At 49.9% G+C, this 12846-nt stretch carries 12 protein-coding genes and 1 riboswitch; of the genes, 11 read left to right on the plus strand and 1 reads right to left on the minus strand.

Annotated elements, in window-relative coordinates:
* Positions 1 to 4: 4 nt before the first annotated feature.
* A complete protein-coding gene (locus PUW25_RS06245; protein ID WP_274336812.1) occupies positions 5 to 1006 on the minus strand; it encodes a lipoate--protein ligase in 1002 nt (333 codons plus the stop codon).
* A 404-nt stretch (positions 1007 to 1410) separates the two neighbouring features.
* On the opposite strand from PUW25_RS06245, the gene cobD reads away from it, so the two are divergent.
* From cobD to PUW25_RS06300, 11 genes are all read left to right on the plus strand, one after another.
* Positions 1411 to 2499 (plus strand): threonine-phosphate decarboxylase CobD, encoded by a 1089-nt coding sequence (gene cobD, locus PUW25_RS06250; RefSeq protein WP_274336813.1) that lies wholly within the window; start codon positions 1411 to 1413, stop codon positions 2497 to 2499.
* 3 nt (positions 2500 to 2502) lie between these two features.
* Complete coding sequence (locus PUW25_RS06255; RefSeq protein ID WP_274336814.1) at positions 2503 to 3261, plus strand: adenosylcobinamide amidohydrolase; 759 nt, start codon at positions 2503 to 2505, stop codon at positions 3259 to 3261.
* Positions 3258 to 4241 carry an adenosylcobinamide-phosphate synthase CbiB gene (gene cbiB, locus PUW25_RS06260; protein WP_274336815.1) on the plus strand — a complete coding sequence of 328 codons (984 nt, stop codon included), beginning with the start codon at positions 3258 to 3260 and terminating at the stop codon, positions 4239 to 4241. Before PUW25_RS06255 ends, cbiB begins: the two co-directional genes overlap by 4 nt.
* Positions 4238 to 4888 (plus strand): histidine phosphatase family protein, encoded by a 651-nt coding sequence (locus tag PUW25_RS06265; protein WP_052511979.1) that lies wholly within the window; start codon positions 4238 to 4240, stop codon positions 4886 to 4888. The genes cbiB and PUW25_RS06265 overlap by 4 nt, the downstream gene beginning before the upstream one ends.
* Before the next feature lie 154 nt (positions 4889 to 5042).
* Positions 5043 to 5259, plus strand: a riboswitch (cobalamin riboswitch).
* Positions 5260 to 5454: 195 nt separating this feature from the next.
* Positions 5455 to 6477: an ABC transporter substrate-binding protein gene (locus PUW25_RS06270; protein WP_047912087.1), complete on the plus strand. Its 1023-nt coding sequence runs from the start codon at positions 5455 to 5457 to the stop codon at positions 6475 to 6477.
* Complete coding sequence (locus tag PUW25_RS06275; protein WP_047912086.1) at positions 6474 to 7520, plus strand: FecCD family ABC transporter permease; 1047 nt, start codon at positions 6474 to 6476, stop codon at positions 7518 to 7520. Before PUW25_RS06270 ends, PUW25_RS06275 begins: the two co-directional genes overlap by 4 nt.
* On the plus strand, positions 7517 to 8374 hold the full coding sequence (locus PUW25_RS06280) for an ABC transporter ATP-binding protein (RefSeq protein WP_081872484.1): 858 nt from the start codon (positions 7517 to 7519) through the stop codon (positions 8372 to 8374). Before PUW25_RS06275 ends, PUW25_RS06280 begins: the two co-directional genes overlap by 4 nt.
* Before the next feature lie 140 nt (positions 8375 to 8514).
* On the plus strand, positions 8515 to 9606 hold the full coding sequence (gene cobT, locus PUW25_RS06285) for a nicotinate-nucleotide--dimethylbenzimidazole phosphoribosyltransferase (protein WP_047912085.1): 1092 nt from the start codon (positions 8515 to 8517) through the stop codon (positions 9604 to 9606).
* Positions 9603 to 10157, plus strand: a complete 555-nt coding sequence (gene cobU, locus PUW25_RS06290) for a bifunctional adenosylcobinamide kinase/adenosylcobinamide-phosphate guanylyltransferase (protein ID WP_047912084.1) — start codon at positions 9603 to 9605, stop codon at positions 10155 to 10157. The genes cobT and cobU overlap by 4 nt, the downstream gene beginning before the upstream one ends.
* Positions 10154 to 10975: an adenosylcobinamide-GDP ribazoletransferase gene (cobS, locus tag PUW25_RS06295; RefSeq protein ID WP_047912083.1), complete on the plus strand. Its 822-nt coding sequence runs from the start codon at positions 10154 to 10156 to the stop codon at positions 10973 to 10975. Before cobU ends, cobS begins: the two co-directional genes overlap by 4 nt.
* A gap of 25 nt (positions 10976 to 11000) precedes the next feature.
* Positions 11001 to 12644 (plus strand): cobyric acid synthase, encoded by a 1644-nt coding sequence (locus tag PUW25_RS06300; RefSeq protein WP_047912291.1) that lies wholly within the window; start codon positions 11001 to 11003, stop codon positions 12642 to 12644.
* Positions 12645 to 12846 lie beyond the last annotated feature (202 nt).

Genomic DNA, 12846 nt, shown 5'->3' on the forward strand with positions numbered 1-12846 from the left:
AGTTCTACTCCTCTAGAAATACCAGACCGATGAAATCATCGAATTCCAGGTTGCCGAAGTAATGCTTAATATCTGTATCCTTAAGTGCGGTACGTACTTCTTGTTCTTCATAACGCTTGCCGCGGAGAAGATTCTCGATATCAGCTACATCGCCTACCCCGAAGAAATCTCCGTAGATCTTGATGTCCTCAATACGGCCTTCCTTAATATTCATACGAAGATCGATGATGCCGACCGGGAACTTCTTGGAATGCTTCACATTGCTCTCGGGTGACAAGCCATAGTTCCAATCCCAATTCTGGTAACGTTCCTTCGAAATTTCGTGGATCTTCTCCCAGTCCTGCTCGGTCAGCTTGTACTCTGGAACTTCATTTGCCTCCATGCCAAAAATATGTCGAAGCAGCTCCTCGCGGAATTCCACAATCGTCATCTCTCGATCCATCAGGGAGCTGATGTTAGCTACACGGCTGCGAACAGACTTGGTGCTCTTGGATTTGAATTTCTCTGGATTGACCTTGAGGGAAGCGGCAACGTTCTCCAGGTTAAGATCAAACATCAGAGTGCCGTGGCTGAACATGCGGCCGCGTGTGGCAAATTGTGCATTGCCGGATATTTTTTGCTCGCCGACTTGAAGATCGTTACGTCCTGTCAGCTCTGCGTTCACGCCAAGGCTGTGCAGCGCCTCAACCACGGGCTGAGTGAATTTGCGGAAGTTATGGAACGAGTTGCCGTCATCCTTGGTGATGAAGCTGAAGTTCAGGTTACCGAGGTCGTGATACACCGCTCCGCCGCCGGACAGTCTTCTGACGACCTGTACGCCATGCTCCTGCACATATTCCTGATTAATCTCTTCAATGGTGTTCTGATGCTTGCCGATGATGATGGATGGCGCATTAATGTAGAACAGAAGATAGCTCTCATCCAGGGATAAATGCTTAAGGGCATATTCCTCGATGGCGAGATTGATGCGTGGGTCTGTAATCCCTTGGTTGTCAATAAACAGCATGGTCTATTCCTCCAATGTATATAGTTCAAATATGTAGGCAAGGACAGGCCTGTAAGCCTGAAGCTTGGTGTCTTGAAACACTCCATCCCTATTGTAAACGAATTGGGTGTGCGACACAAAAGGAATTGCCGTTGACGGGTGATTTTTGTAGCTTCATAATGGAAAAGATACGCGGACATAGTCGCGGATATTTTGCATTAAATTGGAAACGTTACGCGGACAAGATTTGCGGGCATGGTCGCGGATAGTTTGCATTATATTGGATACGTTACGCGGACAAGTTCGCCGATTGTTTGCATCAAATCGGAAACGTTACGCAGATAAGAGCCGCTGAGCATTTGCATTAAACGCGTACAATTCTGCGCGATTACAGATAACGCATGAGAAGAAAGGAAGGAACACCTGTGATAGAGGTTTATGGACATGGCGGTGACGTAGAGACCGCTGCAGTGAAATACGGACGGTCACCAGCGGACTTCCTCGACTACAGTGCCAATATCAATCCGCTCGGCCCGCCTCCTGCGGTCACACGAGCACTCACGGAAGGAATGCATCACATCCTTCGTTATCCCGATCCGGGACACCGCAGTCTAAAGCACAAGCTTGCAGCCAAGCTGAAGTTGTCGGAAGACCAGCTTCTGATCGGCAACGGGGCTGCGGAGTGTATGGCGCTTATTATTCAAGCATTTACACCTGCAGCTGTAGGCACCATTGAACCGGGATTCTCGGAGTATCGTCAGCTGGCAGCACAGTACGGAAGCCGGACAGAGTACATATATGGGAATAAAGAGCTTAATTATCGGGCCGAGCTGTCAGCAATCTTCGAGCTTATCGATAGGGTAGAGCTGCTATTTATCGGTCAGCCAAACAATCCGAACGGGGTACAATACGCCCGAAGCGAGCTGGAAGCGATTGCTGCTCATGCTAGAGACCGGGACGTCAAGGTTGTAATTGACGAAGCTTTTATCGATTTCATACCCGAGCATGAGCGTGAGACACTGACGGACTCTCTGGACCCGTATCCGAATGTCATTGTCATTCGTTCCATGACGAAATTTTATGCAATCCCGGGACTTCGCCTTGGGTACGCGGTAGCCCAGCCTGATCTGATATCGGCGATGTCGAGCAAGCAGGTAACCTGGAGTGTAAACGGACTAGCTCTGCTGGCAGGTGAGGCTTGTCTTATGGAAAACAGCGCATATGAAGAGCAGACCCAGGCTTGCATTAAGGTGGAGCGAAACCGCTTGATGTCCGAATTGGCTTCCCTTGGCTTTCAGGTCTATCCGGGTGTGGCCAATTACTTGCTGCTGGAGACACCGGAAGGCTGGAACGCCGAGTCTCTGCAAGAGGCGATGGGAAAGCAGGGAATTCTTATTCGAAATTGTGCCATGTATACAGGACTAGGCGACAAATCCGTTCGGATCGCGGTGAAGGGGCAGCAGGACAATAGCCGGTTTCTTGAAGTGCTGCGATTCATATTGGGGGAGCAATAGATAATGACAACACCTTTTTTGCACAAGTTCGCTTCTAACCAGGCTATTCCAGATATTTATTCCTCTACTCTCTGGCCTGGCCTCAAGCTAACGAAGTACGACAATGCGTATTTGCTTGTGGAATCACCTCAGACGGTTCAATCGCTGTCGAGTAGTGTTTACGGGGGAGGCATGAGCCGGATTGATCGTGCAGTCAATATATATGTAGATAAGCATTTTACGTCTGATCATCCTGCAGCCGAGATCGAAGCACGTTTGATAAAGTGGAGGCTTCCTGCAGCTGGCACCGCCGGTCTGCTGACAGCAGTGAAGCTAGCACATGTTTCTGTTATAGAGGAAAGTACCGACCATGCCATCGTCTTCTGCTGCACGACAGCGGGAGCCGGCAATGCAGCCAGAGCGTCGTCTCCAAGGACTGTTTTTCCCGCAGCCTATTCTCCGGGCACGATCAATACGATGCTGTTTATTGCCGGTGAGCTGACTTCCTATGCCATGGTCAATGCGCTGCAAACCGCAGTCGAAGCAAAGGCTTGCGCCCTGCAGGATCTCGGAGTGAGGGATGCCGAGAACGGAATGATCGCGACGGGGACAACAACAGATGCCGTTGTTCTTGGTGTCAGCGGATTTAAACCGGATGGAAGCACGCCGGACAAAATTCATGCTTATGCAGGCACAGCTACAGAGCTTGGCTCCTGCATCGGACGACTCGTATATGCGACGGTTACCGAGAGTCTGCTGGCTGGAGAGGAGGCGGCAGGATGACCCTGGCTCTCATTCTTCTCTGCGCTTATATTCTTGACCGGATCATCGGTGATCCGAGATGGATTCCCCATCCGGTGATTGGCATGGGCAAAGGGATATCACTACTTGAGAAATCGATCCGCTCCAAAGTGACTTCAAATAAGGGGTTACTGTTTGCAGGCTTTCTGTTTCCGATTGTCATCGTTGGCGGTTCTTTTCTCATCACCTGGGCGGTGCTCAAGCTGCTTGCGATCGTTCATCCTTATCTTGCCGTTGCCGCCGAGATCGTTCTGATTGCAACCACGATTGCAGCCAAAGGTCTGAAGGAGGCGGGAATGGAGGTATATAAGCATTTAAGAAACCGACAGCTCCCGGAAGCCAGGAGGTCACTTGGCATGATTGTAGGCCGGGACACGGACCATCTGGATGAACCGGAAATTGTTCGCGGAACGGTAGAGACGATTGCAGAGAATATTGTGGATGCCATTATATCTCCTCTATTCTATGCTCTGATCGGCGGTGCTCCTCTAGCGATGGCGTATCGTGCAGTCAATACACTGGATTCGATGGTAGGGTACAAGAACGAGAAATATTTCTACCTTGGCAAAGCCTCCGCCCGGCTTGATGATGCAGCTAACTATTTGCCTGCTCGTATTTCCGCACTGCTGCTGTTTGCTTCGGCTCGCATACTAGGGCTGCATGTCGAGAATAGCATTCGTACAGTGAAGGAGGATGCAAGCAAGCACCCTAGTCCAAACGGCGGATACCCTGAATCAGCAGTCGCAGGTGCTATCGGAATTCGGCTCGGGGGGTATAACATATATCACGGTGTGGAATCGTTTCGAGCTTATATGGGCAAGCCTTATCATACGCTTGAGGCTGCACATATCAAGACAAGCATTACAATGATGTTTGTGTCATCCAGTTTGTTTATCTTGATCCTCTGTGCTCTTCTATCTGTTCTCTCGATCTTCGGTATGGAATGGATGTGGTGGACATGAACACAGGGCTCGATCTGTATCTCGTCAGACACGGAAGAACGTTATGGAATATAGAGAAAAGATATTTGGGGCACACCGATGTGCCGCTCCTAAACAGTACCGTATCTGAGTTAAAGCCGCTTAAGCTCCAGATGGAGCATGAGGGGCTTGTATTTCAGTATGTGTTCATCAGTGATCTGACGCGTACGATGCAGACTCTTCAGATCATTGCGCCACATCTTGTCGGTACGGCGGTGATGGATCACCGGATCCGCGAGTATCACTTTGGTGATTGGGAAGGCTCTACCTATGACATGCTCAAGGACAACCCCGCATATCGCAGCTGGATCGATCATCCGGAGCGGATTACACCGCCGGGTGCAGAGCATTTTACTGTCTTCGAACAGCGGATTTCTCAATTTGTAGAGAGCAGACTGCTGCCAATTCTGGTGAAAAAGGATGGGATGGAGCCTTCAACCGGTCATACCCAGCTAGATATGGCTTATCCGAAGGTGCTGATCGTTACGCATGGCGGCGTCATTAGACAGCTGGTGTCAGCTTATGTACAGGATAGAGATTTCAACTCCGTAATGCCTGGTCCTGGAGAAATGCAGGTACTGCGGCTCCGACTTCAAGTAGATCAGCTGAGTGGAGAAATTGTAAATTAAGTGATTCAGCGGGTGCTGACCCCTATGTTCAAGGGAAAAGTTAGGTTGTAGAAATAAGACCTTTCCCCTATAATCAACAACAGAAGTTAAGGCCACCATGCACTTGAACAAGTATGCATCATTCATGAATCGACGAGGATGTATACACCAACAAACGAATAATAGCCGACAAGGTCCTGGCAGTATATGACGTTATTACAGCTGCTTAGGTTAAAAGGGAAGCCGGTGCAAATCCGGCACGGTCCCGCCACTGTATACCAGGGGCAGACAGCGTTATATCCACTGTTTCTTATGCGAGAAATGGGAAGGGCAGCTGTCCAGCCATACCAAACCTGGATAGTCAGGAGACCTGCCTTGCCGGAAGGAAGCGTGCGATCCTTCGAGGAAAGGATATGTTTTGCGATGTTCTATGCCCATTTTTAAGGGGCGGTTGCGAGACGTAAACCTTGATCCTAGCTTAAGGAGCAAGGTTTTTTTGCTATGGATTGGAAGTCAGGTGGATAGGTTATGGGCTAAGCTTTGAAACAATCTATTACGAGTGAACCAGATCTGAAAGGGAGAGAGTCATGAACAAAATGAACAAAAGCGTATTATCCTTACTGCTTACATTAATGATGGCATTCATGCTTGCTGCATGCGGCACCGAAACGGAAACGTCTGAAGGGACGGGACAAGCTACGCAGCAGGAAGCAGGACAAGCAGCCGATCAAGGATCAGAGACGAATAATGACAGCGAGGAAGCTTCGAGTAAGACCGAATATCCGCTGACCTTAACGGATGCGACTGGAGAATCCTTTACTTTTGAACAAGCGCCGGCCAAAATCGTGTCCGTATCACCGGCAGAAACAGAGTCCCTCTTCGCCATTGGACTCGAGGAGCAAATTGTAGGCGTATCTGATTTTGACGATTATCCCGAAGCTGCAGCCTCCAAGCCCAAAATGGGAAGCTTGTATGAACCCAATGCTGAAGCGATTATCGCGGCTGAGCCGGATATCGTGTTTACAGGAATCTCCATGGATGAAGCAGCAGTGCAAAAATTACGCGATCTTGGCATCGTCATCTTCAAAACAGATCCTAAAACAATCGATGATGTTATGAAGAATATCGAAGTCTACGGTCAGATTACAGATCGCCAAGCCGAAGCTGCAGAAGTGGTAGATCAAATGAAAGCTGATATTCAGGAAGTGTCGGATAAAGTAGCTGCACTGTCAGATGAAGAGAAGAAACAAGTGTACGTTGAATTCTCTCCAGGCTGGACAGTCGGCAAAGGCGAATTTATGGATGAAGTGATTACTCTTGCTGGTGGAGTCAATGTAGCAGGAGATACAGAGGGCTGGAATGAAATCAGTGAAGAGAAGATCATTCAAGCCAATCCTGACGTGATTCTGTACGCAAGCGATGTTATCGATGATAACAATCAAACACTGGATCAAATCATCACAGCTCGTGATGGCTGGAACGAAATTACGGCTATTAAAGAAGATGCCGTTATCTCCATTGACGCCAATCTGCTCAGCCGTCCAGGTCCGCGTGTAACCGAAGGTCTGAAAGTGGTAGCGGAAGCGATCTATCCGGACCTCTTTCAATGAAAACAAAACTAGCAGGATACGGAATTGCCGGCGGTCTCCTGCTTGTGCTGACTCTGCTCCTGTGTCTGGCGATCGGGGCAGTGGATCTGCCTGTTCGCCATATTGTGGGCATCCTGGTCAATCATTTGCCTTGGGTTTCGGAACCGATTGAGCCGATCTGGAACCCTTCCTCGGAGCAAATTATTATGAAGGTTCGGCTCCCCCGGGTACTGCTCGGTATGCTGGTGGGGGCTGCACTGGCCACGGCAGGAGCTGCTTTTCAGGGCGTGCTCCGCAATCCGCTGGCAGATCCGTATACACTCGGTGTATCCTCCGGTGCATCGGTTGGAGCAGCAGTCATGATCTATTTTGGATTGCAATATGCAGTTCTTGGAGAATGGATGCTGCCGCTGGTTGCCTTTGTCACAGGGATCATCACGCTGTGGGCGGTGCTCGCGCTTGCAAGTGAAGGCGGCAGGATTCCGACGCACAGCCTGATTTTGTCCGGTGTAATCATGCAGTCCTTCCTCGGAGCGTTTGTGTCCTTCTTAACAGCCATGTCCAAGGATACAGTGAATCAGATACTATTCTGGACCATGGGAAGCCTCAGTTTACGTGGGTGGTCTTATACGGCCATCCTTTTTCCTTACTTGATCATTGGGATTGTGTTTCTGTGGAGCCGGGGTAGGGCGCTTAATCTGCTTGCGCTGGGTGAGCGGCAGGCTGCACATTTGGGAGTCAAGGTAGAGTGGCTTAAGCTCTCTGTTCTAATCGTGGCTACGCTGTTGACCGCTGCTGCTGTATCGGTGGCCGGAGTCATTGGATTTGTCGGGCTTGTAATTCCGCATATGCTCCGTTTATTGGTTGGGCCGGACTATCGTCTCCTCATTCCGTTATCCGCGATCATGGGAGGCATCTTCCTGGCATGGGCCGATATGGGGGCGAGAACGATTCTTGCACCGGTGGAGATCCCGCTCGGGGTCGTCACTGCATTTGTAGGCGCACCGTTCTTCGCTTACCTGCTGCACCGAAGCAAGAAACTGCGAAGGGGAGGAATGAGATGAACTCACGGATTCAGGCAGAGCAGCCGAACTATAATCATTCACAGGACTTGACCACGTCAGCTCGTACCTCCGTTCCGGTGCTGGAAGTGAAGTCTGCGGCCAAAGCCTATGGAGACCATATGGCAATTCGTAATATCGATTTTACGGTTCATTCAGGAGAATGGTGGGGCATCGTAGGGCCCAATGGCAGCGGCAAATCCACACTGCTTCACTTGCTGTCCGGTGTGCTAGCTCCGAGCTCCGGCTCTATTCTAATCAAAGGCAAGCCGGTTAGAGAGTACAGCAGGCGTGCGTTATCCCGGCTTATTGCTGTATTGCAGCAGGACGGGCTGCCCGAGATGGATTACTCCGTACGAGATGTCGTAGCCATGGGCAGATATCCTTATCAGGACTGGCTGGGACGGGATCAATCCGATGGAGAAGAAGTGGTGGATCGCGTGCTTGAGCAGCTTGAGCTGTCTTCATTTGCCGATCGTCTGCTTACGGAATTAAGCGGAGGTCAGAGACAGAGGGTTGCGCTCGCCAAGGTGATGGCCCAGGAGCCGGAGATTTTGCTGCTAGATGAGCCGACAACCTATCTCGATATCCATTATCAGCTTCAGTTCATGGAGCTGCTCGCAGATTGGCGTAGAAGTACCGGTATTGCCATTGTCGCTGTATTGCATGACCTCAATCTGGCTTCACTTTTTTGTGACAGTATTTATGGACTTCGGGCAGGGGAGAGCTTCATGCAAGGGAGCCCGGATGAATGCGTCACAGAAGAGCATTTAAGAAGTCTGTTTCAGGTCGATCCCGTTATGATTCGTCATCCACACCATGAGCTTCCTCAATTTTTGCTTAAGAAAAAAGACTAGGCTCTATATAAGAGCGGCATCGCTACAAGGGCAGCATTTCAAGTATGAAGGGTTTCTAGGTAAATCCTTTTGAAGTGGATGCCCTTTTTTCGTTATAATCTATTAAAAAAGAGGATTCAGCATAAAGGAAGTGCGTGGAGATGGAGAGAGAACAAATACTGTTGGATTGGATACATCAAATTGGGCCGCTTGACTCATCAGCTGGGCAGGCCGCAGCTGCGCATTTGGATCAGCTGACCAAGCCGCCGGGAAGTCTGGGTAAAATAGAAGAGCTGGTTGTTCGACTGGCGGGAATTACGGGAGAGACCCATGCCTCCTATGATCGTAAAGCGGTCATTGTCATGGCAGCAGATCATGGTGTAGTGGAAGAAGGGGTCAGCGCATTTCCAGCCGTTGTAACTCAGCAGATGGTACATAATTTTCTTGCCGGCGGAGCCGCGGTGAATGTTCTTGCCCGTCAGGCCGCTGCAGAGGTTATATGCGTAGACATCGGGATCGATGGAGACATTGAGCATCCTGAGCTGGTTCAGCGATCTGTTCGTAAAGGAACAGCAAATATGGCGCATGGTCCTGCTATGAGCAGAGAGGAAGCGGTGACAGCTATTCTTGCGGGAATTGAGGTCGTAAAGGATGCGTATGACAGAGGCATTCGACTCTTTGTCACAGGTGAAATGGGGATTGGAAACACGACGCCGAGCGCCGCAGTAACCAGCGTACTGACCGGAATTCAAGTGGAAGCTGCTACAGGCCGGGGAACAGGAATTGACGATACGCGTCTGAAGCACAAAGAGGAAGTAATAAAGAAGGCGATTGAACTGAATCGTCCCGATTCAAACGATCCGCTGGGTGTGCTCGCGAAGGTGGGTGGTCTTGATATTGCTGGGCTGACCGGTGTTATCCTTGCTGCCAGTGCGTTAAAATGTCCTGTCGTTATTGACGGATACATTTCTACGACCGCTGCGCTGATAGCTGCAAGACTCGCTCCTCTGTCCATTCATTATATGATTGCCTCACACAAGTCGGAGGAGCGGGGACACGCAGGTCTACTGGGGGAATTGAACCTAGAGCCTATGATTCATCTGGACATGCGTCTTGGCGAAGGCACAGGCGGTGTACTCTGTCTGCATATTATTGAAGCTGCATCCCGAATCATGAAGGAGATGGCGACATTCACAAGTGCAGGCATTTCCGGTAGTCATGCGGATCTGGATTCCGAGGAGAGCAAGCCATGATCATACTTGTAACTGGCGGTGCACGCAGCGGGAAGAGCACGTTTGCAGAGAGACTCTGTATGAGCCGTTCATCGGAAGCGATCTATCTGGCAACGGCACAGGCCTTTGATGAAGAGATGGAGCAGCGCATTGCAGCACACCGTCTCCAGCGCTCTGACGAAGCCTATTTGTGGCATACCATTGAAGAGCCGATCGAAGTTGCGGATACACTTGAGAGCATTGGACAAGCGACTTATCCGGCACCAACGATATTACTGGACTGTCTGACCTTGTGGCTGTCTAACATATTATTGTCGAAGGAAGCAGAGGGCAAGGATGCCATATTGCAGGAAATGGACAGGCTGGTAAGCAGTGTTCGAACATATCCAGGTCTTATTATCCTTGTTACGAATGAAGTAGGAGACGGCATTGTGCCGGAATACCCGCTGGGACGGTTGTACCGGGATATGGCCGGAATATTGAATCAGCGAATGGCGGCAGTGAGTGAAGAGGTGTTTCTGGTCACCGCTGGCATTGCCATCGAACTGAAGAGCAAGGAGTACAAAGTATGAAGGATGAAGTAAAGGCGGCGGCAGCCGCTTTTCAATTTTTATCCCGTATTCCGGTGAGGATGAATCTTGATTTTACACCTGAACTGATGCAAAAAAGCACGGTTTATTATCCATTCGTTGGCGTTTGTATCGGGCTTATCCTGTGGGTGGCAGCTGTTGTGTCAGGGTTCTTGCTGCCGGCCCTGCCAGCTTCCATTGTGACGCTGGTCGTCTGGGTATGGCTTACCGGTGGGCTGCATTTGGACGGATGGATGGATTCAGCAGATGCGCTTCTCAGCTACCGTTCAAGAGAGCGCATGCTGGAGATTATGAAGGACAGCCGGGTTGGAGCGATGGGCGTCATCGCCTGCGTACTGCTGCTGATGCTCAAAGCCTCCTTGCTTGTCAGCTTGATTCATCAGCCCGTCATGATGGGGCTCGCCATCATGCCCCTCATATGGAGCAGATTCTTCATGGTGTATGCCATATCGAGATATCCCTCTGCCCGGGCCGGAGAAGGACTTGCAGCGATGTTTGGCACCACCCCTGCCCGCTATTATAAGCAATCTCTGGGATGTGCAATCGCGATATCTATTGTTTTATTGGGGATTCTTAGCTTAATTGTTTATTCGTCGAATGTGGTATACGTTACACAGGCTCCAGTGCTAATTGCCTTCATCGCCGTTCCGATTGTCATGTGGGTGATCGGAAGGCTTGCCGCTGATCGGATGAGCGCACGTCTTGAGGGGTTAACCGGGGATACATACGGAGCACTGAATGAAGGGCTGGAGACAGCCGGTCTGCTAATGCTGACCATCGTTCTGCATATCGCAGGTTAGGGGGAGACATATCGTTATGACAGACATGAACACGGACACAGAACAAAGTAATGATGAGCATAAGCCGAAAAATGGAGCTGTTCTCATGCTGCAGGGCACAGCTTCGGACGTTGGAAAAAGCATTGTAACAACAGCGCTATGCCGTATATTTCTGCAGGATGGATATCAGCCTGCTCCGTACAAATCACAAAATATGGCGCTTAATTCCTATGTAACGCTGGACGGTAAGGAGATCGGAAGAGCGCAGGGAGTACAGGCAGAGGCATGTGAGATTCCGGCGACAACAGACATGAACCCGATCCTTATAAAGCCAGTTAAGGATATGCATTCTCAGATCGTCGTCCACGGTGTGCCCGCGATGCAGATGAGTGCGATGGATTACCGGATGAAGTTCCTTCCCACAGCGAAAAGAATCGTGCTGGAGGCACTGGATCGATTACGCGCAGAGTATGACATCGTCCTGATGGAAGGGGCGGGAAGTCCGGCAGAGATCAATTTGAAGGATCGTGACATCGTCAATATGAATCTTGCGGGCTGGGCAGATGCACCGGTGATTCTCATTTCCGATATTGATCGGGGAGGGGTATTCGCGTCCATCGTAGGTACACTTGAGCTGCTTGAACCCCATGAGGTCCAGCGGGTCAAAGGCTTTATCATTAACAAATTCCGCGGAGACCTTGCTCTCCTGAAGCCAGGGCTGGACTGGCTCGAGGCTCGTACAGGTATTCCGGTACTGGGCGTGCTACCTTATATTCAGGATCTGCGGATCGAAGCTGAGGATTCGGTTGTGCTCGACGAGCTGCAATATAAGAAGCAGCAGGAGAAGGAAGTGGATATCGTCGTCATTCGTTATCCGCGCATCTCAAACTTTACAGATTTTGATCCGCTGCGCTGGGAGCCGGATATTACCCTTCGTTATGTGAATTCTGCAGAAGAGCTGGGCACACCGGATATCGTCATTCTGCCGGGCACGAAGGATACAATCAGTGATCTTCAGTTCCTGAAGCAGAGAGGACTGGATCAGGCCTTATTCAGGCTATCCGATGAGCATCATACCCAGATCGTCGGGATTTGCGGCGGGTATCAAATGCTCGGGTACTCGCTCTCCGATCCTTATGCGGTGGAGAGTGGTATACAGGAAGAGGCAGGACTTGGACTGCTGCCTATTAGGACTTCATTCTTGAAGGAAAAGCGAACGATAAGAGTGACGGGAATGCTGACGGATGAACAGAAACTGCCACTGGCAAGTACGGACCTAAGCAGCAATGAAGCTCCGATTGAGGCTTATGAAATTCATATGGGAGCTTCTGAGCGAGTGGATCAGTCTCCAGTTGATTATGACTATGACGCCTTGTTCAGGCTCACCGAAACGGACACTGCTGCAAGTGATTTGCAGGCTTCCTTCGAATCGGGTACATATGCTTCATCTCATTCAGAAGGTCTGGTCAGATCGGATGGTATGGTGTGGGGAACCTATTTACATGGATTATTCGAGAACGATGCTCTGCGCAGGTCCTGGCTGGATCAGGTTCGCATCCGGAAGGGACTCTCTCCTGTTATTTCGACCTTCTCGGCGAAGGAGCGAAAAGTTGAAGAATTTGATCGGGTTGCGGATGTAGTAAGAACGCATCTGGATATGGAGAGAATTTATCAGATATTGAACTCTTAAATGAATACCTAGACAACGGAGAAGAATCCGGAGCTGTCATTTATGAGCAGCTTCGGCTTTTTTTGTTGTGGACATAATTATAAAAAAGTTATGATTACAGCCTTTGCTGGTTATAGATAATTATGCGATTTTCGAAGAAAAAGGTATAACCCAAATCTGTATAATCCATCCTAAGCATAGCTGCCAGCAGACACTGATATAG

Source organism: Paenibacillus urinalis, from assembly GCF_028747985.1.
GTDB lineage: Bacteria > Bacillota > Bacilli > Paenibacillales > Paenibacillaceae > Paenibacillus > Paenibacillus urinalis.

Coding starts and splice junctions, on each gene's coding strand:
- cobT (WP_047912085.1), top strand. CDS start 8,515: ATGGAGAGAGAACAAATACTGTTGGATTGGATACATCAAATTGGGCCG.
- cobU (WP_047912084.1), top strand. CDS start 9,603: ATGATCATACTTGTAACTGGCGGTGCACGCAGCGGGAAGAGCACGTTT.
- PUW25_RS06280 (WP_081872484.1), top strand. CDS start 7,517: ATGAACTCACGGATTCAGGCAGAGCAGCCGAACTATAATCATTCACAG.
- cobS (WP_047912083.1), top strand. CDS start 10,154: ATGAAGGATGAAGTAAAGGCGGCGGCAGCCGCTTTTCAATTTTTATCC.
- PUW25_RS06270 (WP_047912087.1), top strand. CDS start 5,455: ATGAACAAAATGAACAAAAGCGTATTATCCTTACTGCTTACATTAATG.
- PUW25_RS06255 (WP_274336814.1), top strand. CDS start 2,503: ATGACAACACCTTTTTTGCACAAGTTCGCTTCTAACCAGGCTATTCCA.
- PUW25_RS06300 (WP_047912291.1), top strand. CDS start 11,001: ATGAACACGGACACAGAACAAAGTAATGATGAGCATAAGCCGAAAAAT.
- PUW25_RS06265 (WP_052511979.1), top strand. CDS start 4,238: ATGAACACAGGGCTCGATCTGTATCTCGTCAGACACGGAAGAACGTTA.
- cbiB (WP_274336815.1), top strand. CDS start 3,258: ATGACCCTGGCTCTCATTCTTCTCTGCGCTTATATTCTTGACCGGATC.
- PUW25_RS06245 (WP_274336812.1), bottom strand. CDS start 1,006: ATGCTGTTTATTGACAACCAAGGGATTACAGACCCACGCATCAATCTC.
- PUW25_RS06275 (WP_047912086.1), top strand. CDS start 6,474: ATGAAAACAAAACTAGCAGGATACGGAATTGCCGGCGGTCTCCTGCTT.